Here is a 21,120-nt window from a genome sequence, read left to right on the forward strand (position 1 = left end):
AAAAAAAATATTAAATTTCAAAACACTTTCATTTCTGATTAATTGGTTCAATAGGTTAATATTTTTTATTGGGTCTTTGACATTAATTTTTTTGATTTTAATTTGCATTTATTACTATACTAGTGGTCTTTCAAAGGCTTATCCTCCTAAAGATTTTATATTAAGAGTTAATGATAAAGTAATTAATAAATATATTGGTTTTGATATAAGGAATATTAATAATTATTTAAAAATTGTAAAATATAACTTAATTAGCAGGATTACACCCACAAACCTTGATAAAGTTTATCTTGAGATCGGTCAAGAATCAATTTTAGGAATAGAGCTGCAAAGAAAATTAAGATCTGAACAGGGTGGAGAAATTTCTGATAAACAAAAAATTTTTTTACCTGCAGATATCAGTTTCAAAGGCCAAAATTACAAAATAAAAATAAGAACCAAAGGTGTAAGGGCCATCCATTGGAGAGAAAACCACTCTACTTCTTATAAGATCGATATGATAGGTGATAAAAGATTATGGGGCATGGAAGAGTTCTCTTTCCAAAAGCCTATTACAAGAAATTACACCTATGAATATTTATTTCATAAATTATTAGGACACGTTAAATTACTGAATATTAAATATTTTTTTGTAAACTTATATTTAAATGATCAAAATTTAGGTGTTTATGCAGTTGAAGAAAGTTTTTCTAAAGAGGTAATTGAGAGACAAAAACGAAGAAATGGACCAATTTTTTCTTTGAAAGATGAGTTGGGTGAATATTTTCCAAATGTGACTTATGAATTATATTCTGAAAATTATTGGATAAATCAAAATCCAAAATTAATTCAAAATGCATTCACAATTTTGAATAATTTAAAAAATAATGAAACCGAAATTAATGATCATTTTGATATAGACAAATGGGCAAAATATTTCGCAATTATGGATTTAACAGGTGCTTATCATGGTTCGTTGTTAAAAAGTGTGAAATTATTTTATAATCCAACAACAGCTTTATTTGAACCAATTGGATATGATTTACATAAAGGAGCAGGTATTTATGGTAATTTTTTATTGGTTGATTTTCTTAAAAAGGATACAGCAACAAATATTGAGGCGTGTAGTTTTATTTGTCTTCACGTTGATTGGTATCTTAAATTTTTAAAACTTAACAACGGAGATATAAATAGTAAATTTGTAGAAAAATATATTAACTATTTATTTAAATATAGTACAAAAGATTTCGTTCAGAATTTTATATCGAAATATAAAAATGAATTATCAGAATATAACAAAGCAATTTACAAAGATTCCTCTAGCACAGATATAGTAAGGTGGTCAGGAGCTGGATTTTTTGTATATGATGATGATTATTTACAGAATAGAGCACAATTTATTAGAAAAAGAATTAACTCAATTAATTTGGAAAATATTGAAATTTCAAAATTAGATAAAACTCTTATTTTTCAAGATAACAAAAAAACAAACTTTCCTGTTTTAGCAAATATATTTGAATGTAAAGACAAATCAGAGGAAAAAAAATTTTATATTTCAGAACATGTATCAATGAATTTAAAATCTTCGTGTAAAAAAATAAAACTTTTATCATTAAATGGTCAAAATAAAATTTTCGAATTAAAAGAGAATATAAAAATTAGTCCTAGTAAAAATATTTTTAACAGAAATAATTTTAATAATTTAAATGTAAATAACGGTGTTAGAAAGATATCAAATGGTTATTATGAAGCTATTAATGATCTAATTATAAATCAAGATACAATTATAAATGCTAATGAAAAATTTACTGTAGGTAAGAATATTTCCATAAACATATTTAATAATTCAACTCTTTATATTGAGGGTGAAATTGATTTTGTTAATGATGAAAAAAATCTTAGTAAAATATTTTCTGAGGATGGAACAGGTTCTTTAATATTTGTTAATAATAACTTCAATCTAAAAAATATTATTTTTAATAATTTATCAAAACCCAATCTTTCAAGTCACATTTTGTATGGTGGAGTAAATTTTATTAATTCAAATATTAATTTAGATAATATAATTTTAAAAAATTCAAAAAACGAAGATGGTATTAATATTATTGATTCAAAAACTTATATAAAAGATATTTACTTTGAAGATATTCAAGCTGATGCATTTGATATAGATTTTGGGGAATTAAAGTTTACAAATTTAAATTGCCTAAATGTAAAAAATGATTGTTTAGATATTTCAGGAGCCAAAGTAGAAGGCGAAACACTCACAACTAAAAACGTATTTGATAAAGGTATTAGTGTTGGAGAGAAATCAACAGTAAAAATTAAAAAAATCAAAATAATAGATAGCTATGTTGCTTTGGCAGTCAAAGATGGATCAGATGCTTATTTTGATAATGTTTATTTAGAAAAAAATAATTTTGATATTATTTTATTCAATAAAAAACAAGAATTTTCAAAACCCAAACTAAGTGTAAAAAATATAAATATTCTGAATGAAAATAAAATTCTTCAGTCAGTTGATACAAAGTTATTTATTAATGATAAACAATATAAAGGCAATTTCAAAGATGATTACATAAACTCTAAAATTTATTAAGTCATACTTTTTTAACATATGAACAACAGATTAGAAAAAAAATTTATTTATAATAATGGTGACGAATCTTATAAATATTTTTTAATATCAGGAATGTTTAAAGAAACATATCCAAAAAGAGTCGTTAACTCTATATATTTTGATTCAGATATTTTTCAGGATGTTTGGGATAACATAAACGGATTTGGTAATAGAAAAAAAATAAGAATAAGATGGTATAATGAGTTAAATAATTCCTCAGTATTTATTGAGGAAAAAAAAAAGATAGGTTTTGTCACTCAAAAAAAAATTGAAAACTTAGGAAACTTTAAAAACTATAGTGATTTAACTTTATTTATAAAAAAAGAAGATTATCAAAAAAATTGTTTATTCAAAAATAAAAAAATTAATATAAAGAAAGCTTTAATTGTCCAGTATGAGAGGAATTATTTTGAATTATACAATAAAAAACTTAGAGTTACGGTAGATAAAAACATAAAAATTTTTCAAAAGTTTCCAAATAAATTTATAGAGAATGATAAATTAATTATTGAATTGAAATATAGCGTACAAAATTCCACTTATGTTAATAATTTTGTTAAAAATAATTTTCTTAAAAACAGAAATCAAAAATATTCAAAATATGTAAATTCATTTATAGACATGAATGAAAATGCATTAATTTAATTTTTTTTCTTCCACATTAAGAAAGTTAAAAGATAAAAAGAAATTACACCAATAAAGTAATCCCATTCCAAAGCGTGTTTAAAAAATTTTACATTAAAACCTAAAACATAATCACCTGGTAAACTTATTAAAGGTATAGAAATTATTGCAACAATTATTAGTGTTCCAACTAATAGTAATTTTAATTTGAGAAATAAAATATTTATATATTTATTTAACTTATTTTTAAATGAATATAGGGTTTTTACCAAATAGGCTTGAGCAACAATTTCAAATATTATGAATGCGAGCATAACTACTCTCCTAAATAATTTATAGATATCGTTGTCAAATTTAATACCAAGAAAAATAGAATGAACTGTTAGAGCTACTGCTGATGCTATTCCAAAAAATAATATTTTTTTTGTATATTTGTTATTTGGGTCAAAAAAATCAATTATTTGTTTATTATAAATCCAATACTTTACTAGAATATATGAGGTTAAAAACATTGCTGGTTTAAAAATTAACCAGCTTGGATAGGGTCTAGCAGTTCTGCTAATTGATGCTCCACCATCAAAGTAGGGAAAAGTGTTATGTATTATATCTTGTTGATTTGGAAACAATTCATGAAATTGAGTTATGAGAATTAAGCAAGCATTTACAGCTACAAACGGTATGATAAAAATCCATACACTGATAGATTTTACTCTATTTATCTGCTCCATTTGAGATTATTTCTTTTTATTTTTTCTCTTTGCTCTTCTTTTTTTTGAGCCTTGCTTTCTACGGCCTCTATGTTTTTTTGGATACCCCATTTTTTTCCCTCATATAATTTAATTGAAATTAATGGTCGGATATAGCATTGTCTTTTCAACATATCAAATTTAATTATGAGTGATTCTTTTAAGACATTTCTCAAGCATACAGCTAAAGATTTTCACAATCAGTCAGTAAACCCGCCTGTAGTTAGAGCTTCTACTATTATTTTTAAATCTATGCAGGATATTAAAAAAACACAAAATAAATATTTGAAAAATCCAGTAAGTGGAAATTTTGATTATGGTCGACAGGGAACATCCACAACATATGCTTTACAACAAATTTTAAGAAAAATTGAAGAATGTTATAAGGTTTATCTAACTCCCACTGGTTTTGGTGCAATATTCCTTGGAGTATTAAGTGTTGTTAAACCAGATGATGAAATACTTGTTACAGACTCTGTCTATTCTCCTTCAAGACTATTAACAGAAACATATCTAAAAAAATTTAATATTAGGGCTATATTTTATAATCCAAATGATATTAACGACCTTAAAAGCAAGATTACAAAAAAAACAAAACTTATTTTAGTTGAAAATCCTGGAAGTAACACTTTTGAATTCCAAGATTTATCAAAAATAGTTGAATTAGCAAGAAAAAATAAAATTTATACAGCAATAGATAACACTTGGGGAACACCTTATTTTTTAAAACCAATAAAGTTAGGTTTTGATATGTCAATTGTTTCTGCAACAAAATATTATTCTGGGCATTCAGATGTAATGGGAGGTAGTTTAGCAATAAGTAAAAGAGTTTTTAAATTAGTCGAAGCAACAAATAAAGTTTCTGGGTTAAGACTAGGTCCTGATGATGCATATTTAATTCTCAGAGGAATTAGAACTTTAGATGTAAGGTTAGATAAACATCAAGAAAATGCTTTAAAAGTTTCAAAGTTTTTATCAAAACAAAAAAAAATAACGAAAGTTTTCTATCCATATAAAAAAGGTAGTCAAAATTATAAATTGTGGAAAAAATATTATTCTGGAGCTTCGGGCTTATTAGGATTTAAAATTAAATCAAAAAATAAAAACTCAGTATTAAAATTTGTAAATTCATTAAAACTTTTTGGGTATGGATTTAGTTGGGGAGGTTTTGAAAGCTTAGCACTTTATCAAACACACCAAGCACTTGGTAAGAGACAATTTACACATGTAAACAAAGATGAACATATAATAAGGATGCATATTGGACTTGAAGATCCTAAAGATATAATAAATGATATAAAACAGGCATTAAAATTTATAATATGAGTTCAGAAAGTTTTATTATTAGCAAAAAAGCATTAATCACTTTAATTGCCGCTTCTATAGTTGTAATTATTTCCTTAGGAATAAGACAGACATTTGGTTTATTTTATTTTGATTTTAATACGGATTTAGATATTTCCATTTCTCATTTTGGTTTTGTTATGGGATTGCAGTTATTACTTTGGGGAGTATTTAGTCCTTTGTTTGGTATAATTACTGATAAATATGGAGGAGCAGTTGCAATATTTATTGGCTTTATTTTTTATCTAGTTGGGGTTTTGCTTTTTTATTCTGGCTATAATACTGGAGGTTATTTTACTTTAACTATAGGAGTGATGATTGGAATAGGCTTAGGCTCTACTGCAATAGGTATCCCAGTATCAGTAGTAGCCAAACATTTTCCGGCATCTAATAGAACTATTGCAACAGGAATTGTTACGTGTGCAGGTTCATTTGGGTATTTTGTATCACCATTACTTGTAAGATATTCCTTAGTTGAAACAGGCTGGGAAAATACTCTTTTATATTTTTCTCTTCTTTTAGGATTAGGATTATTGGTAGCTTTGTTTGTTAGTACTCCAAAAATACCTGTAGGTGTTAATCAATATCATAATCAAACAGCAAGAGAAGCTCTAAAAGAAGCATTTGCAAACAAAAGTTTTATTTATCTCACTTTAGGTTTTTTTGTTTGTGGTTGGCATATTGCTTTAGTAGCAACACACATTCCTACTTATATGGCAGACAAAGGTTTACCTGACTGGACACCTGCAATGGTTTTAGCTTTGATTGGCGTATTTAATATGGCTGGTACGATTACCAGCGGTTATTTAGCAACAAGGTATAGTAAGAAAAAAATTTTAAGTGTCATTTATCTATTAAGAGGAGTTTCTATAATTTATTTTATTTTCTTACCACCAAGTATATTTAACTCGATAGTTTTTGGAGTTACTTTTGGTTTTTTATGGTTATCCACAGTTCCTCCAACAAATGGAATTGTTGCACACATATTTGGTACAAAATATGTTGGAATGTTATATGGAATAGTTTTTGTAAGCCATCAAATTGGTTCTTTTCTAGGTGCATATCTAGGTGGTGTATTTTATGAGTTAAATGGAAATTTTGATTATGCATGGTACGGATCTATCGCATTATCAATTTTTGCAGGTCTGATACATTTACCTATAATAGAGAAAGCAATTGAAAGAACTCAACCAGCATAAGTTTAAATTTAACCCTTATCTAGAGGATCTGTATCAATCGGATAAACCTTTAATTATTTATAAAGTAGATGATGGCTATAATATTTATACAGATTTTTCAAAAAAAATTATTTTAACAAAAAAAAATGTACATAAATTTCTTAATTCGTTAGAGAAAAAAAAATATAAAAAAGAAACAGATTTATATCTTGGATTTTTTGGTTATGAAATTTTATGTAATTTGATTGGTATTAATTTAAAATATAAAAAAAGGATAAACTTTTATAAAGGAATTTTTTATAAACCCGAGACTATAATTAAAATTAGAAAAGATATTAAAGTTATATCAAATAAAAAAAAACATAAATTCAATTATCAATTTAACAAAACTCAAATATTAAGTCCTTTTAAGGTAAATATTTCTTATGCAAAATATAAAAAAATATTTGAATTATTTTCAAAAAAAATAAGAGAGGGTGAGACTTATCAAATTAAAATTTGTACAAAATATAAGAATAAATCATTAATAAATCCTATTAATTTTTTTTGGAAATTAATGCGTGTTAACTCATCTCCCGAGTCATTTATGATAAAAGATAAGGATTATTCTATAGTAAGTTGTTCTCCTGAAACATTAATTGATAAGAAAAAAAATAAAATTATAACAAAACCAATAGCGGGCACATTTAAGAAAAAATTACTATCCAATAAAAATATAGCTCTAAAATATTTTAAAAATAACGAGAAGGAAACTAAAGAACACAACATGATAGTTGATATGGAAAGAAGCGATTTATCCAAAATTTGTAAACCCGGAAGTGTCAAAATACTCAAAAAAAAATATGTAGAGGAATACAAGCACCTTTTTCATTATGTGACCTCAATTGGTGGAATATTAAACAAAAATACAAAAATTATCGAAATTATTAAAGCCATGATGCCGGGAGGATCTGTAATTGGCTGTCCTAAGATAAGAACATTAGAACTTTTAAATAATCAGGAAAAAGAAAGTAGAAATATTTTTACAGGAAGTTTTGGACTTATTAAATTTAATCAAGATATGAAGTTTAATATTATAATTAGATCTATATTAAATTATAAAAATCAATCAGAGATCTCTGCTGCATCTGGAGTAGTATTAGATAGTTCCTCTAGGAAAGAATTTAATGAAAATTATATTAAAGCAAAATCTTTATTGGAGTTATTTAAATGATTTACATTATAGATCATCAAGATTCTTTTACTTGGAATGTTGTTCATCAATTTTCTAAATTTGATAAAGTTTTTTGTTCAAATTATTATGAAGTAAATGATAAATTGCTTGATAAAAGTGATGTGATCGTTTTATCACCAGGACCTGGAGCACCAAAGGATTATCCTACTACTTCAAATATTTATAAAAAATACAAAGGAAAGAAAAAAATTATTGGCATTTGTCTTGGTTATCAAATGATTTTATATAATGAAGGAGGCAAAATAATACAGCAAAAAAAAATTTATCATGGATTTCAATCTAAAATAAAAACAAATAATCAAAGTAAAATCTTTAAAAGCAATCAAAAGTTTAAAGTTGGAAGATATCATTCATTAAAATTAATGGAGCCATTTAAATCGAATTCAATTAAAATAACTATGAGATGTAGTAAAACAAAAATACCTATGGGCCTTGAGGATAATCAAAATAAAATATATGGATTTCAATTTCATCCAGAATCTTTTTTAACAGAAAATGGCAATACTATTATTAAAAAAATCTTATCAGCTTAGTAATCTTAAAGAAGTTACTTTCAAAGATCTTTGGGGATCTAGAGGTGTATTCACCACAATGCGAATGGTTGGAAAACCTCCTAAGCTAATACTTTTACAACCGCATATAGAGAACTTAATAAAATCTACAAAAAAATATGGAATAAGAAAAAAAAATTTAAAAAACATAATTAAAGATTTAATTAACAAAAATACTCTATACAAAGGTCCTGATAATTTATTTCGTATAGCGTTAAATAAAAAACTGATATCAGTCTCAATTAGAAAAAGACCAAAACCAAAAAGTAATTTTAATCTGTTATTGTTTAAATATAAAAGAGTAGAGCCACATTATAAAAATCTATATTATAAAAAAATATTAGCTAAATTAAGTAAAGTTGACTCAACTAAATTCGATATTGCTCTAGTAGCAAAGGATAAGATTTTAGAAACTGGTACTTCAAATTTAGTTTTTGTGAAAAATGGAAAAATTTTTTCACCTAAAAAAAATTGTTATTTTGGAAATACACTTAAATTTATAAGCAAGAAAATTAAAATTAATTTTAAAGATATTTTTATTAAATCAATTGATGATTATGAAGAAATAATTCTTATTGGATCTGGTAAAGGAGTAAAATCAGTTTCAAAAATAAACGAACTTAATTGGAAGAGAAGAAAGAATAATTGCTACACTAAGTTAAATAAAATATATAATTCTCTTGTTTAAAAATGAAAGATCCAAATAACCCATGTATATTTTGCAAAATCAGAAAAGAAGAGCTCCAGTTTGAAAATCAATTAGCTTATTCATCAACAGATAGCTATCCTGTCTCAGAATTTCATAGTCTTATAGTTCCCAAAAGACATGTAGAGACATACTTTGATCTTACTAAAGAAGAAATTCAGGCATGCAATGAGTTAATTTTAAAAACTAAAGAAAAAATTTTAAAACAAGATTCTAATGTTAAAGGTTTTAATATAGGCACTAATGCTGGAAAATCTGCAGGTCAATCAATTATGCATTGTCATATTCATCTAATTCCCAGAAGAGAAGGAGATGTGGAGAATCCTCAGGGCGGAGTTAGATCAGTGATTCCTAACAAACAACACTACAAACGTAAACTCTGAGTTGTTATTAAAGACAAATTGACCAATACTTTTGGTTGAACTCTATAAATATCTAGAATAGAAAACCTTAAATTAATTCAATTTTATTTTACAAGGGTATTAAAAATGTTTGCAACAAATCCTTTTTCAATTCTAGCTGAAACAGTTCCATCTATAGTCATGCAAGGTTTTGTGGTGTTAATGGTTTTATTAATTGTTGCAGGCACTCTTTTAGACATTATTCATAAAAAGAATGTGAAATATTTTTTTGAAAACGCTAAGAAAGCAAAAAAAAATGCAACTAAAGAACTGTCGACTGGTGAAAGAATTGCAGTTGTTTCAAAAACAATTGCATACGACATCGGAACTACATCAGAACTAGGGGCGGGCAAAAGAAGAGTAGCACATGTTCTTGGTATGTACGGTACTATATTGTTTTGGGTTGGCTCTGTTGTGATGATATTTTATTATTCATCAGCAAATGCGGAAACGCCAACTATTTGGCCAATGATCTGGCACATAGGTGCTTTAATGACTATCTTGGGTGGATCGTGGTTTTGGTTCTTCTTAAGAGTTGATGTTTATTCTGAAGCGCAACCTTGGTACAGAATTATTAAAGCAGATTTATTTGTATTAGCATTAATTGCAACTTCATTAACAGGATTTATATGGTCATATCTTCAAAGCTTAAATTTAGAGGGAAGATGGGATGCGAATTTATTTTTAGTTTTATTTATAGTTTCAAACTTAGTTTTATTTGGAGGAGTTTATTGGTCTAAGTTTGCACACATGTTTTATAAACCTGGTGCAGCAATACAAAAGAATTTAGCTGAAGCAGATGGTTCTAGAGATAATTTACCACCACCTGCAGATGCACCTGAACAATTTGGTTTAGGTATTAAAAGAGAACAACCTAAACATTATTAATTATGATAAAATTGAAAAAGGAGAGAGAATAATATGTCAACATTTGTTTATATGACAAGATGTGATGGCTGTGGTCATTGCGTAGATATTTGCCCATCAGATATAATGCATATCGATGAAAACATTAGACGTGCAAAAAATATTGAACCTAACTTTTGTTGGGAATGTTATTCTTGTGTCAAAGCTTGTCCTAACCACGCTATTGATGTTAGAGGATATGCAGACTTTGCTCCAATGGGACACAGCGTTAGAGTAAGAAGGGAAGAAGAAAAAGGGACAATCTCTTGGAAAATTAAATTCAGAAATGGAACTGAGAAAAATTTCGTATCACCAATTACAACTAAGCCTTGGGGAAAATTTATTCCTAAATTAGCTGATGGAGATAAACCTAACCAAGGAGAGATAAATTCACAAAGATTATACACTGAACCAGAGGGGTTAAATATAGATGGAGAGCTTCCAACTGTACCCAAAGAGTCTTTCAAAAAAGGAGTTTACTATTAATGGCTAGTCATAAAACTCATTACGAAGATTGCGATATATTAGTTGTTGGCGGAGGTATGGCTGGAACTGGTGCTACCTTTGAGGCAAGACACTGGGGCAGAGACATGAAAATTGTTTGTGTTGAAAAAGCTAACATTGATAGAAGTGGGGCTGTTGCTCAAGGACTTTATGCGATTAACTGCTATATGGGAATGCAGTGGGGTGAAAACCAACCAGAAGATCACGTTAGATATGCGAGAAATGATTTGATGGGAATGGTAAGAGAGGATTTAGGTTATGACATGGCTCGTCACGTAGACTCTACAGTTCATATGTTTGATGAATGGGGTTTGCCTATGATGAAGAATGAAGAAACCGGTAGATACCTAAGAGAAGGTAAATGGCAGATAATGATCCATGGCGAAAGTTACAAACCGATTGTTGCTGAGGCAGCAAAAAAATCTGCAGATAAAATTTATAACAGAATAATGATTACTCATCTTTTAATGGACGAGTCTCAAGATAATAGAATTGGTGGAGCAGTTGGATTTAATATGAGAACAGGTGATTTTCATGTATTTAGAGCAAAAGCAGTAATTGTTGCAGCTGGTGGAGCTTCACACATCTTTAAACCAAGAGCAGTTGGAGAAGGAATGGGCAGAACTTGGTATGCACCATGGAGTAATGGATCTGCATATGCATTGCCTATTGCAGCAGGTGCGAAGATGACTCAAATGGAAAACAGAATTGTATTATGTAGATTTAAAGATGGATATGGTCCAGTTGGAGCGTATTTTCTTCATTTAAAAACATACACACAAAATGCTAATGGCGAAAATTATGAAAAAAAATGGTATGACCAAACTAAAGAGTTAGTTGGAGAATATATTGATCATCATCCAACGCCAACTTGCTTGAGAAACCATGCATTTATTCAAGAAGTGGCTGCAGGTGGTGGACCAATCCATATGGTAACTACTGAGGCTTTCCAAGACCCACATTTAGAAACAGTAGGCTGGGAAAATTTCTTAGGAATGACTGTGGGTCAAGCTGTTGTTTGGGCATCTCAAAACATTGATCCAAAATATACAAATCCAGAGTTGACCACATCTGAACCTTATGTAATGGGTTCACATGCTACTTGTTCTGGTGCATGGGTAAGTGGCCCTGAAGATTTATCACCACCAGAATATTTCTGGGGTTATAACAGAATGCTAACCATTGACGGTTTATTTGGTGCAGGAGATACAGTAGGTGGAAGTGCCCATAAATTTTCGTCTGGATCTTTTACAGAAGGTAGATTAGCTGCAAAAGCTGCTGTTAAATACATTGAAGACAAAAAAGCCGAAGGGGTTAAAGTTTCAGATAAACAGTGTGAGGATTTCAAAACTGCAGTTTATAAACCACTAGAAAACTACACAGTTGCAAGAAATGAGATCACTGGTGGAACAGTTTCTCCTAGTTATATATCTCCAATCCAAGGTCTTCAAAGGTTACAGAAAATTATGGATGAATATGTTGGTGGAATTACTTCAAATTATATGACCAATGGTAATATGCTGAAAAGAGGACTTGAGTTGTTAGATTGGCTTCAAGAGGATTTGGAGCATGTTGGAGCTGAAGATTATCACCAGCTTATGAGAGCTTGGGAATTAAAACACAGAGCTTTGACTTCTCAGTGTGTAACAGAACATACATTATTTAGGGAAGAGACTAGATGGCCAGGCTATTATTATAGAGGTGATCATATGAAACTTGATGACGAAAATTGGCATTGTTTAACAGTTTCTAGAAGAGATCCTAAAACTGGTAAATTTAGTATGGAGAAAGTTCCTGTCTACCATATAGTGGATGAGAACGAGAAGAAAAAAGCCTCGTAATAAATAATTTAATTAAATGAAATGGATATTTTATCTAAATCAGATGATGAAATATATGAATTAGCCAAACCTATTTGGGATAATTTAGTTAAATCATCTAATCTCAAAGATTATGGGGGGTTTACTAGAGATTTCTCTACTCAAATGCTTTTTGGCGCTAATGAAGTAGAGCTTGGAAAACAGTGGGCTAATAATAAGCTAATTACTAATCTTAAAGAGACTTTTGAACCTTTCGGTTGCCTTAGAAGAGGTGATCACATAACTGTTCTGATCAAACAAACAAATAAAGAGATCCCAGGAGAGTTTCTTGGGAGATTGGTCTTAGGTGTAGAAGACGATACGGTTAAGGTTTTTGGAGCCACGATCTATTAGAAAAAAGATTATCAAGTTTTTAAATAATTGTTTGACAAATTTCGTTGTGGGTGTATTGACGAATTAAATGTTACTTTCTAACGTAAAAATTATAAACAAACTCTCAAATTTTAAAACTACATTTATTAAAGCAGGAATTATAGCAAGCTTAACAGCTTACTGGGGAGTGATTTTAGTTGGAACTTTTATTACTTTTAACTAAGTTGTTTTTTAACAACTTTTAAATTTTTTATGGAAGTATTTTTACCGATAGCTCAAGTTTTTGTTAACCCTATCGAGATACTTTTATTAAGTGCAATTGTTGGAGTGCTTTCAGGTTTATTTGGTGTTGGTGGTGGGTTTTTGATGACACCTTTTCTAATTTTTTTAGGAATACCTCCTGCATACGCTGTTGCTAATGAAGCAAATAATATTTTAGCTACTTCAGTTTCTGGATCTACCACGCATTATTTAAAAAATACTTTAGATTATAAAATGGGTTCAATGATCGTGATTGGAGGTGTAGTTGGAACTTCTTTAGGAATTTACACTTTTACTTATTTTAAAGGTATTGGAAAAATTGATACAGTTATCTCTCTTGCATATATGTATATATTAGCAATAATCGGAACTTTGATGTTAGTTGAAAGTTTAGGTGAAATAGATAAAGCAAAAAGAAATGTTGTAGTTAAAAAAAAATTACATGTTCATTATTGGATACATGGTCTTCCATTAAGAATGAGATTTCCAAAGTCAAAATTATATGAGAGTATTTTTACACCAATTATAATTGGTCTATTAGTTGGATTTATTGCAGCTATTATGGGAATCGGAGGTGCTTTTATTTTAGTTCCTGCAATGATTTATATAATTAAAATGCCTACTAAATTAGTTCCTGGAACGTCTTTGTTTGTAACTATTTTTGTAAGTGTGGTTGTTACTTTTCTTCATTCATTTAATTATGGATCTATAGATTTATTTCTGGTTCTTATGTTAGTTGTAGGATCTATAATAGGAGTTCAAGTTGGGCAAAAATTAGGAGAAAGAATCGATAGTTCTGGTTTAAGAGCTTTATTAGCAATTTTACTACTGATAGTGGGTATAGCAATAGCATACGATACCTTTTTTGCAGAAAAAATTATAAATGGAACTGCTAAAGCCACTAGTTCAGATTTAAACTTCTTTTCTGAATTTATAATTGATTTTTCTAAAGAGATGCCTTTCTTTTACGGACTATTTACAATTATGTTTGCAATTATTTTAGGTGTTGGAGCTGCTTTTATAAGACGATTTATTTCAAATTTTAGAAAAAAATTATTAGTTAAATCTTAATTAAAATAATTTAGATATAATTCGATAGTTGTAATACAAACTAAACCAACAGTTGCCATACTTATAAAACCAACAACAAACGGTTTATAACCCATATTTTTAATTTCTTTTAAGTTAGTGGAAAGACCTATTGCTGCCATCGCCATTGTTAAAAATATTTTTGAGAACAATTGAATACCCTCAATTGTAACCACCCATTTGTAATTATTTAAGTACATTAGATCACCTAAATTTCTAATTATTATCATGGCCACAAAACCTAATACAAAGTAAGGAAAAATATCTATTATTGAGTATTTCTTTTCAGTAGTTTTTCCCCGATTATAAAGAAATGCAAATAAAGGGATCATGATAATCAAAAAGGTATTCCTTATTAATTTCGTTACTGTTGCGATATTTAAAGTTTCAGGACTATTAAACTGCTGGTCATAAATTAATCCTGCGGCTGCAACTTGAGAGGTTTCATGGATAGATGTTCCCAGAAATAATCCTATTAATAATGGCTCACTTTCAAAATAAAAGTTAGCAAAATAAGGATAAATAAACATCGAAAGTATTCCAAACAATGTAATATTAGCAATTGCATACGAAACCTCGTTTTTTTTTGCACCAATAACAGGAGCAGTAGCCATTATTGCAGTAGTACCACAGACAGTGCTGCCTATAGATATTAAGTAAGCCATTCTTGTTGGTATTTTTAATTTTTTAATAAGAAGTTTAATTACTATTAACACACTGATTATACAGATTATAATTAATGGAATCGCTATTGTTCCGAATTCTAAAAATTCAAATGGCTTCAATTGAATACCTAAACAAATAATACCTAGTTTTAGAATATATTTTTGTGTAAAATCTAGTCCTATTAAAAAACTTTCTCTTATTTGAAAAATATTTCCGAAAAACATCCCTAATAAAATAGCAATCATTGCAGTAGATATTGGGCTTTTTTCATAGCCTAATAACTCAATACCAAGAATATTATTGAAACCTTGAGATAAAGTGTAAAGAACGAATGCCAATATAATACCTGGTAATACAACTAGGTATTTTTTAAATTTCATGAAAGACTAAAATTAATTAAGCACTTCTGTAAAGTTTAGTCATAACAAATTCTCTATGACCTAAAGCTTCAGCGCAAGTTAATCTACCGTTTGCTACTCTTAGTGTAGTTTTAATTAATTCATCACCTGCTTCAGACAAATTCATTTCTCTTGAAAGAATTTTTGAAACATCACAATCAATATGCTCTCCCATACCTTTTACAGTTAATGGATTAGCTGTTAATTTAACAACAGGTTCAATTGGATTTCCTACGATATTACCTTGTCCAGTTGGAAATAAATGAATATTAAAACCAGCAGCAGCTTGAAGTGTCACACATTCTGCAGCAGCAGAGGATGTATCCATAAAATACAATCCTTTTCCTTTAGTTGGTTCTTCTGCTGGTTCAAGAACATCAATAAATTTACAATTTCCAATTTTTTGAAAATTACCAAAAGCTTTTTCTTCAATTGTTGTAAGTCCTCCAGCTATATTTCCAGCTGTCGGTTGACTTTCTGAAAGATCATCCGTCGCTTCTTTTAAAATAAAGTCATTATAAGAGCTCCATGTTTTCATAAATTTTTCAGACGCTTCTTTTGTAGCTCCTCTAGTTGCACAAACTTGTTCTGCACCAGTTAATTCGGATGTTTCACCAAAACACAAATGAACACCTAATGGTTCAAGTTTGTCCATTAAGTTTCCAACAGTTGGGTTTGCAGCTAGCCCTGAAGTAGTATCAGACTCTCCACACTTAACTGAAATCCATAAATCACTTAAAGGGCACTCTTCTCTTTGTTTTTCTGAAGCCCACATCACAAATTCTTGTGCTTTTTTTGATGCTTTCATTGTTGTACCAATATCTCCTGTACGTTCAATATGAAATCCTTCAACTGGTTTTCCAGTTTTAGCAATTCCATCTACAATTTTTTTTGTCCATTTTGGCTCAATACCAATAACAATTACCGCTGCAACATTTGGGTTACATCCAGTTCCTATCATTGTTCTAAAATGAAGCTCCAAATCTGCACCAAACTGAAGTCTTCCATAAGAATGAGGAAGAGCGATTGTACCTTTAATATTATTTGCAACTGCCTCTGCACATGCGTTAGAAATGTCGTCAACTGGCAAAATAATTACATGATTCCTTGTTCCAGCTCTGCCGTTTTCTCTTTTATAACCTAAAAAGCTCTTTGGGATTTCCATACTATTACCACTTCTTTGTTTTTACATTGTGAACATGTACATGCTCACCTTTTTTAATTGATTTAACAACTTTACCAATATCGTGACCATACTTTAAAATAGTATCGCCCTCTTTAAGGTCAACCATTGCAATTTTATGGCCTAAAGGTATTTCATCTACGGATTGAATATTTGTTGAACTGTCGTCTTCCATTATCCAGCAAGCACAGTCTTGTTTAGGAGTGATTTTTTCAATAACAACTACTCCTACGTTGTCTTTTTTATCATGTATGATTATATCAGTTGCCATATCGTGTCGATTTGTTTGTTTGAAATTCGTAAAAACTTATATATTAATCGCACAAATTAACAAACGAATTTTATAAATAGAATAATTACACTTTAGAGAGGTTCTAGTTTTATGACAAAAATGACAACAGAAGAAGCTTTTGTAAAAGTTTTACAAATGCACGGTATTGAACATGCGTTTGGAATTATCGGTTCAGCCTTTATGCCAATTTCAGATATTTTTCCAGATGCAGGTATTACTTTCTGGGATGTCGCTCATGAAACAAATGGTGGTTTAATTGCTGATGGTTACACAAGAGCTACCGGTAAAATGTCAATGGTCATTGCTCAGAACGGACCTGGAATTACTGGATTAGTAACACCAATCAAAACAGCTTATTGGAATCATACTCCTCTTTTATTAGTTACACCGCAAGCAGCGAACAAAACAATGGGGCAAGGTGGATTTCAAGAAGTAGAGCAAATGAATTTATTCAAAGATATGGTTTGTTATCAAGAAGAAGTAAGAGATCCATCAAGAATGGCTGAGGTACTAAATAGAGTTATAGAAAAAGCTATAAGAGGATCAGCACCAGCACAAATTAATGTTCCAAGAGATTATTGGTGTCAAGTAATTGATATCGATCTTCCTCCAATTGTAAGACTTGAAAGACAAGGGGGAGGTAATGATGCTGTAGCTAAAGCAGCTGACTTATTATCAAAATCAAAGTTTCCAGTAATATTATCTGGCGCAGGTGTTGTTATTGGAGGAGCTATCGAGGCTACAAAAAAACTTGCAGAAAAATTAGATTCACCTGTTTGTTCAGGTTATCAACATAATGATAGTTTCCCAGGAAGCCATCCTTTAGCCGTTGGTCCTCTAGGATACAATGGATCAAAAGCTGCAATGGAATTAATTTCAAAAGCTGATGTAGTGTTAGCTTTAGGAACTAGATTGAATCCATTTTCTACTTTACCTGGTTATGGAATTGATTATTGGCCAAAGAATGCAAACATTATTCAAGTTGATATTAATCCAGACAGAATAGGTTTAACTAAAAAAGTTACAGTTGGAATAAGTGGTGATGCAAAATTAGTTGCTGAACAAATTTTAGAAAGATTACCCTCAAACGCTGGTGATACTGATAGAGAAGCTCGAAAAGATTTAATTCATCAAACTAAATCAGCTTGGCTACAAAAACTATCAAGTTTAGATCATGAAGATGATGATGAAGGAACAGTTTGGAATAAAGAAGCTAGAGAAAGAGATGCAGATAGAATGTCACCAAGACAAGCTTGGAGAGCAATTCAAGCTGGAATGCCTGATGATGTGATTATATCAAGTGATATTGGAAATAATTGTGCGATAGGTAATGCATACCCTACATTCGAAAAGCCAAGAAAATATTTAGCACCAGGTTTATTTGGTCCTTGTGGTTATGGTTTTCCATCAATATTGGGAGCAAAAATTGGTTGTCCGGATACTCCTGTTATCGGATTTGCTGGCGATGGTGCTTTTGGAATAAGCATGAATGAAATGAGTTCATGTGCAAGAGAAGAGTGGCCTGCAATCACAATGGTTATTTTCAGAAATTATCAATGGGGTGCTGAAAAAAGAAATACGACACTTTGGTTTGATAATAACTTTGTTGGCACAGAGCTAGATCCAGAGTTGAGTTACGCTAAAGTTGCAGATGCATGTGGCTTAAAAGGCGTTACAGTTAAAACAATGGAAGAAACGACTAATGCAATCAAACAATCTTGTGAGGATCAAAAAAAAGGAATTACAACTTTTATAGAAGTAATTCTAAATCAAGAACTTGGTGAACCTTTTAGAAGAGATGCTATGAAAAAACCTGTTAGAGTTGCTGGTATTAATAAAAAAGATATGAAGCCTCAAAAATCTTTAAATGGATGATATTAAGATAAGTTCAAATCGAAGTTTTGGTATTGTTTTTTTTATAGTTTTTTTGCTTATATCTTTATATCCCTTAACCTATAGTGAAGAGATAAGAATCTGGTCGTCAATAATTTCTTTATCCTTCTTAATTCTAGGCTTACTTAACTCTAAAATCTTAACTCCTTTAAATAAGCTTTGGTTTAAGTTTGGGATGTTATTGGGTAAAATAATTTCTCCACTGATTATGGGAATAATATTTTTCTTAGTTGTAACTCCTATAGGTTTAATAATGAGATTATTTGGAAAAGATGTATTGAATTTAAAGTATAATAAGAGCCAATCTTATTGGATTGAAAAAAATGGTCCAAAAAGTAAAATGAAAAATCAATTTTAATATGAGTTTTATAAAAGAGTTTTGGGAATTTTTAAAAGTAAGAAAAAAGTATTGGCTATTACCAATTATAATTGTTTTAGTTTTATTTGGCAGTCTAATTATATTATCACAAGGTTCAGCAGTAGCTCCATTTATATATACAATTTTTTAAAGTGAGTTCAATTTTAGGTATTTCAGCATTTTATCACGACAGCGCCGCATGCATTTTAATAAATGGTAAAATTATTGCTGCAGCACAAGAAGAGAGATTTACTAGAAAAAAACATGATCCAAATTATCCTCATAACGCAATTGAGTTTGTGTTAAAATATGCAAGTTTAAAATTAAGCGAAGTTGATCAAATAGTTTTTTTTGAAAAACCATTTTTAAAATTTGAAAGATTGTTAGAAACATATGTAGGATTTGCGCCCAAAGGCTTTGTTTCTTTTGCAAAAGCTATGCCTATATGGATTAAAGAAAAGCTTTTTCAAAAAAATCTTTTATTTAATAAACTTAAGCAACACGATGAAAATTATAAATCAGATGAAAATATATTTTTTTCAGATCACCATCTAAGTCACGCAGCTAGTGCTTTTTTTCCATCCCCTTTCAGTGAAGCAGTTATTTTAACTGCAGATGGTGTAGGTGAGTGGGCAACAACAACTGTTGCTATTGGAAAAAATGAAAAATTAGAAATCAAAAAAGAGATTCATTTTCCTCATTCACTTGGTTTACTCTATTCAGCTTTTACGTATTACACTGGTTTTAAAGTAAACAGCGGTGAATATAAATTAATGGGTTTGGCTCCTTACGGAAATCCTATTTATGAAGATAAAGTTAAACAATTATTTGATTTAAAGGAAGATGGAACTTTTAGACTAGATCAAAAATACTTTAATTATGCAACTGGACTTACAATGACAAATAAAAAATTTAACAGTTTATTTGGTTCAAAACCTCGTAATCCTCAAAATGAAAAAATAACTCAATTTCATATGGATATAGCGGCATCAATTCAAAAAGTTACCGAGGAAATTATGATTAAGTTGGCAAAATCTATTCGTGAAGAATATGGGATTAGAAACTTATGTTTAGCTGGAGGTGTAGCATTAAATTGTGTTGCAAATGGAAAAATTCTTAAAGAAAAAATCTTTGATAATATTTGGATACAACCTGCTGCTGGTGATGCAGGAGGTTCTTTAGGTGCAGCATTAGCGCTATGGTATATTGATCAAGGTAATAAAAGATCAGTAAATTTAAATGATGATATGAAAGGTTCATATTTAGGAACTGAATACAATCAAGAAGAAATTGAAAGAGAATTGAAAGCTGCAGGAGCTAATTTTGAAACTTTAAAGTACGAGGATTTAATTGATAAAACGTCTGAATTTTTATCAAATGAAAAAGCTATTGGATGGTTTCAAGGAAGGATGGAATTTGGTCCAAGAGCTTTAGGAGGCAGATCTATTTTAGGAGATCCTAGATCTGATAAAACGCAAAAAAATTTAAATCTTAAAGTAAAATATAGAGAAAGCTTTAGACCTTTTGCACCTTCAGTTCTTAAGGAAGATTTGTCAGAATGGTTCGAGATGAATATTGATAGCCCTTACATGCTATTAGTTGCAAATATAAATCCTAATAAAAAAATTGAAATGAATGATGAACAAAAAAAACTTTTTGGTATAGATAAATTAAATATAAAGAGATCAGAAATTCCAGCTGTAACTCATGTAGACTATTCTGCTAGAATTCAAACTGTCACAAAAAATACAAACAATCGTTATTATGATCTAATTTCTAAATTTAAGGAAAAAACTGGCTGTCCTGTTATTGTGAATACTTCTTTTAATGTAAGAGGTGAACCGATTGTAAATACACCAACAGATGCCTTTAATTGCTTCATGGGAACAGAATTAGATTATTTAGTTATTGGAGACTGTATTTTAGATAAATTAAAACAGAACCCTAAACTTAAAAAAGACTATACAAAAGAATTTGAATTAGATTAAATTCATT

The 21,120-nt window shown here is 29.4% G+C and carries 23 protein-coding genes; 18 read left to right on the forward strand and 5 right to left on the reverse strand.

Annotated elements, in window-relative coordinates; translation table 11 throughout:
* The first annotated feature begins 91 nt into the window (after positions 1 to 91).
* The gene (locus ACTT9R_RS06930; protein ID WP_440927271.1) at positions 92 to 2,578 is read left to right on the forward strand and encodes a CotH kinase family protein; all 2,487 of its coding nucleotides are present in this window, start codon (positions 92 to 94) and stop codon (positions 2,576 to 2,578) included.
* Between the two features lie 18 nt (positions 2,579 to 2,596).
* Positions 2,597 to 3,244: a VTC domain-containing protein gene (locus ACTT9R_RS06935; RefSeq protein ID WP_440927272.1), complete on the forward strand. Its 648-nt coding sequence runs from the start codon at positions 2,597 to 2,599 to the stop codon at positions 3,242 to 3,244.
* On the opposite strand, the gene ACTT9R_RS06940 is transcribed toward ACTT9R_RS06935, so the two are convergent.
* Both ACTT9R_RS06940 and ACTT9R_RS06945 read right to left on the reverse strand, forming a co-directional pair.
* Positions 3,241 to 3,951: a hypothetical protein gene (locus ACTT9R_RS06940; protein ID WP_440927273.1), complete on the reverse strand. Its 711-nt coding sequence runs from the start codon at positions 3,949 to 3,951 to the stop codon at positions 3,241 to 3,243. The two genes, ACTT9R_RS06935 and ACTT9R_RS06940, sit on opposite strands and share 4 nt — an antisense overlap.
* Complete coding sequence (locus ACTT9R_RS06945) at positions 3,939 to 4,103, reverse strand: hypothetical protein (RefSeq protein ID WP_440927274.1); 165 nt, start codon at positions 4,101 to 4,103, stop codon at positions 3,939 to 3,941. The genes ACTT9R_RS06940 and ACTT9R_RS06945 overlap by 13 nt, the downstream gene beginning before the upstream one ends.
* A gap of 13 nt (positions 4,104 to 4,116) precedes the next feature.
* Between ACTT9R_RS06945 and ACTT9R_RS06950 the strand changes: the two genes are divergently transcribed.
* The 12 genes from ACTT9R_RS06950 (at position 4,117) to ACTT9R_RS07005 (ending at position 14,317) form a co-directional block, all read left to right on the forward strand.
* Positions 4,117 to 5,295 carry a trans-sulfuration enzyme family protein gene (locus ACTT9R_RS06950; RefSeq protein ID WP_440927275.1) on the forward strand — a complete coding sequence of 393 codons (1,179 nt, stop codon included), beginning with the start codon at positions 4,117 to 4,119 and terminating at the stop codon, positions 5,293 to 5,295.
* Complete coding sequence (locus ACTT9R_RS06955; RefSeq protein WP_440927276.1) at positions 5,292 to 6,512, forward strand: MFS transporter; 1,221 nt, start codon at positions 5,292 to 5,294, stop codon at positions 6,510 to 6,512. Before ACTT9R_RS06950 ends, ACTT9R_RS06955 begins: the two co-directional genes overlap by 4 nt.
* Positions 6,490 to 7,704 (forward strand): chorismate-binding protein, encoded by a 1,215-nt coding sequence (locus ACTT9R_RS06960; protein WP_440927277.1) that lies wholly within the window; start codon positions 6,490 to 6,492, stop codon positions 7,702 to 7,704. The genes ACTT9R_RS06955 and ACTT9R_RS06960 overlap by 23 nt, the downstream gene beginning before the upstream one ends.
* Positions 7,701 to 8,258 carry an aminodeoxychorismate/anthranilate synthase component II gene (locus ACTT9R_RS06965; RefSeq protein ID WP_440927278.1) on the forward strand — a complete coding sequence of 186 codons (558 nt, stop codon included), beginning with the start codon at positions 7,701 to 7,703 and terminating at the stop codon, positions 8,256 to 8,258. The genes ACTT9R_RS06960 and ACTT9R_RS06965 overlap by 4 nt, the downstream gene beginning before the upstream one ends.
* Entirely contained in the window at positions 8,221 to 8,964 is a 744-nt protein-coding gene (locus ACTT9R_RS06970; protein ID WP_440927279.1) for an aminotransferase class IV, read from the forward strand. Before ACTT9R_RS06965 ends, ACTT9R_RS06970 begins: the two co-directional genes overlap by 38 nt.
* Positions 8,965 to 8,966: 2 nt before the next feature.
* Entirely contained in the window at positions 8,967 to 9,365 is a 399-nt protein-coding gene (locus ACTT9R_RS06975) for an HIT family protein (RefSeq protein ID WP_440927280.1), read from the forward strand.
* 105 nt (positions 9,366 to 9,470) lie between these two features.
* Positions 9,471 to 10,271: an adenylyl-sulfate reductase gene (locus ACTT9R_RS06980; protein WP_440927281.1), complete on the forward strand. Its 801-nt coding sequence runs from the start codon at positions 9,471 to 9,473 to the stop codon at positions 10,269 to 10,271.
* 33 nt (positions 10,272 to 10,304) lie between these two features.
* Entirely contained in the window at positions 10,305 to 10,775 is a 471-nt protein-coding gene (gene aprB, locus ACTT9R_RS06985; RefSeq protein WP_023853969.1) for an adenylyl-sulfate reductase subunit beta, read from the forward strand.
* The gene (gene aprA / locus ACTT9R_RS06990) at positions 10,775 to 12,634 is read left to right on the forward strand and encodes an adenylyl-sulfate reductase subunit alpha (protein ID WP_075504797.1); all 1,860 of its coding nucleotides are present in this window, start codon (positions 10,775 to 10,777) and stop codon (positions 12,632 to 12,634) included. Before aprB ends, aprA begins: the two co-directional genes overlap by 1 nt.
* A 21-nt stretch (positions 12,635 to 12,655) precedes the next feature.
* The gene (locus ACTT9R_RS06995; protein ID WP_145597456.1) at positions 12,656 to 13,006 is read left to right on the forward strand and encodes a hypothetical protein; all 351 of its coding nucleotides are present in this window, start codon (positions 12,656 to 12,658) and stop codon (positions 13,004 to 13,006) included.
* Between the two features lie 67 nt (positions 13,007 to 13,073).
* Positions 13,074 to 13,208, forward strand: coding sequence for a hypothetical protein (locus tag ACTT9R_RS07000; RefSeq protein WP_440927282.1), 135 nt, complete (start codon positions 13,074 to 13,076; stop codon positions 13,206 to 13,208).
* Between the two features lie 29 nt (positions 13,209 to 13,237).
* On the forward strand, positions 13,238 to 14,317 hold the full coding sequence (locus ACTT9R_RS07005) for a TSUP family transporter (protein ID WP_440927283.1): 1,080 nt from the start codon (positions 13,238 to 13,240) through the stop codon (positions 14,315 to 14,317).
* Here the strand turns inward: ACTT9R_RS07005 and ACTT9R_RS07010 are convergent.
* The 3 genes from ACTT9R_RS07010 to ACTT9R_RS07020 are packed head-to-tail and all read right to left on the reverse strand — an operon-like array spanning position 14,314 to position 16,853.
* Positions 14,314 to 15,381 (reverse strand): YeiH family protein, encoded by a 1,068-nt coding sequence (locus ACTT9R_RS07010; protein WP_440927284.1) that lies wholly within the window; start codon positions 15,379 to 15,381, stop codon positions 14,314 to 14,316. The two genes, ACTT9R_RS07005 and ACTT9R_RS07010, sit on opposite strands and share 4 nt — an antisense overlap.
* Before the next feature lie 16 nt (positions 15,382 to 15,397).
* Positions 15,398 to 16,564: a UxaA family hydrolase gene (locus ACTT9R_RS07015; RefSeq protein WP_075485535.1), complete on the reverse strand. Its 1,167-nt coding sequence runs from the start codon at positions 16,562 to 16,564 to the stop codon at positions 15,398 to 15,400.
* A 4-nt stretch (positions 16,565 to 16,568) separates the two neighbouring features.
* Positions 16,569 to 16,853, reverse strand: a complete 285-nt coding sequence (locus ACTT9R_RS07020; RefSeq protein ID WP_075504801.1) for a UxaA family hydrolase — start codon at positions 16,851 to 16,853, stop codon at positions 16,569 to 16,571.
* A 111-nt stretch (positions 16,854 to 16,964) separates the two neighbouring features.
* Here ACTT9R_RS07020 and xsc point away from each other — a divergent pair, with 111 nt between their 5' ends.
* Genes xsc through ACTT9R_RS07040 form a run of 4 tightly spaced genes read left to right on the forward strand, consistent with a single transcriptional unit; the run spans position 16,965 to position 21,113 of the window.
* Positions 16,965 to 18,749, forward strand: coding sequence for a sulfoacetaldehyde acetyltransferase (gene xsc / locus ACTT9R_RS07025; protein ID WP_440927285.1), 1,785 nt, complete (start codon positions 16,965 to 16,967; stop codon positions 18,747 to 18,749).
* A complete protein-coding gene (locus ACTT9R_RS07030; protein ID WP_440927286.1) occupies positions 18,742 to 19,125 on the forward strand; it encodes an SxtJ family membrane protein in 384 nt (127 codons plus the stop codon). Before xsc ends, ACTT9R_RS07030 begins: the two co-directional genes overlap by 8 nt.
* A gap of 1 nt (position 19,126) precedes the next feature.
* The gene (locus ACTT9R_RS07035) at positions 19,127 to 19,276 is read left to right on the forward strand and encodes a DUF5989 family protein (protein WP_440927287.1); all 150 of its coding nucleotides are present in this window, start codon (positions 19,127 to 19,129) and stop codon (positions 19,274 to 19,276) included.
* Position 19,277: 1 nt separating this feature from the next.
* Positions 19,278 to 21,113 (forward strand): carbamoyltransferase family protein, encoded by a 1,836-nt coding sequence (locus tag ACTT9R_RS07040; RefSeq protein WP_440927288.1) that lies wholly within the window; start codon positions 19,278 to 19,280, stop codon positions 21,111 to 21,113.
* The last annotated feature ends 7 nt before the right edge of the window (positions 21,114 to 21,120 follow it).

Source organism: Candidatus Pelagibacter sp. (assembly GCF_052049835.1).
In the GTDB taxonomy this organism is placed as follows: Bacteria; Pseudomonadota; Alphaproteobacteria; order Pelagibacterales; family Pelagibacteraceae; genus Pelagibacter.

Coding starts and splice junctions, on each gene's coding strand:
- ACTT9R_RS06935 (WP_440927272.1), top strand. CDS start 2,597: ATGAACAACAGATTAGAAAAAAAATTTATTTATAATAATGGTGACGAA.
- ACTT9R_RS06940 (WP_440927273.1), bottom strand. CDS start 3,951: ATGGAGCAGATAAATAGAGTAAAATCTATCAGTGTATGGATTTTTATC.
- ACTT9R_RS06945 (WP_440927274.1), bottom strand. CDS start 4,103: ATGTTGAAAAGACAATGCTATATCCGACCATTAATTTCAATTAAATTA.
- ACTT9R_RS06950 (WP_440927275.1), top strand. CDS start 4,117: ATGAGTGATTCTTTTAAGACATTTCTCAAGCATACAGCTAAAGATTTT.
- ACTT9R_RS06955 (WP_440927276.1), top strand. CDS start 5,292: ATGAGTTCAGAAAGTTTTATTATTAGCAAAAAAGCATTAATCACTTTA.
- ACTT9R_RS06965 (WP_440927278.1), top strand. CDS start 7,701: ATGATTTACATTATAGATCATCAAGATTCTTTTACTTGGAATGTTGTT.
- ACTT9R_RS06970 (WP_440927279.1), top strand. CDS start 8,221: ATGGCAATACTATTATTAAAAAAATCTTATCAGCTTAGTAATCTTAAA.
- ACTT9R_RS06975 (WP_440927280.1), top strand. CDS start 8,967: ATGAAAGATCCAAATAACCCATGTATATTTTGCAAAATCAGAAAAGAA.
- ACTT9R_RS06980 (WP_440927281.1), top strand. CDS start 9,471: ATGTTTGCAACAAATCCTTTTTCAATTCTAGCTGAAACAGTTCCATCT.
- aprB (WP_023853969.1), top strand. CDS start 10,305: ATGTCAACATTTGTTTATATGACAAGATGTGATGGCTGTGGTCATTGC.
- aprA (WP_075504797.1), top strand. CDS start 10,775: ATGGCTAGTCATAAAACTCATTACGAAGATTGCGATATATTAGTTGTT.
- ACTT9R_RS06995 (WP_145597456.1), top strand. CDS start 12,656: ATGGATATTTTATCTAAATCAGATGATGAAATATATGAATTAGCCAAA.
- ACTT9R_RS07000 (WP_440927282.1), top strand. CDS start 13,074: ATGTTACTTTCTAACGTAAAAATTATAAACAAACTCTCAAATTTTAAA.
- ACTT9R_RS07005 (WP_440927283.1), top strand. CDS start 13,238: ATGGAAGTATTTTTACCGATAGCTCAAGTTTTTGTTAACCCTATCGAG.
- ACTT9R_RS07010 (WP_440927284.1), bottom strand. CDS start 15,381: ATGAAATTTAAAAAATACCTAGTTGTATTACCAGGTATTATATTGGCA.
- ACTT9R_RS07015 (WP_075485535.1), bottom strand. CDS start 16,564: ATGGAAATCCCAAAGAGCTTTTTAGGTTATAAAAGAGAAAACGGCAGA.
- ACTT9R_RS07020 (WP_075504801.1), bottom strand. CDS start 16,853: ATGGCAACTGATATAATCATACATGATAAAAAAGACAACGTAGGAGTA.
- xsc (WP_440927285.1), top strand. CDS start 16,965: ATGACAAAAATGACAACAGAAGAAGCTTTTGTAAAAGTTTTACAAATG.
- ACTT9R_RS07030 (WP_440927286.1), top strand. CDS start 18,742: ATGGATGATATTAAGATAAGTTCAAATCGAAGTTTTGGTATTGTTTTT.
- ACTT9R_RS07035 (WP_440927287.1), top strand. CDS start 19,127: ATGAGTTTTATAAAAGAGTTTTGGGAATTTTTAAAAGTAAGAAAAAAG.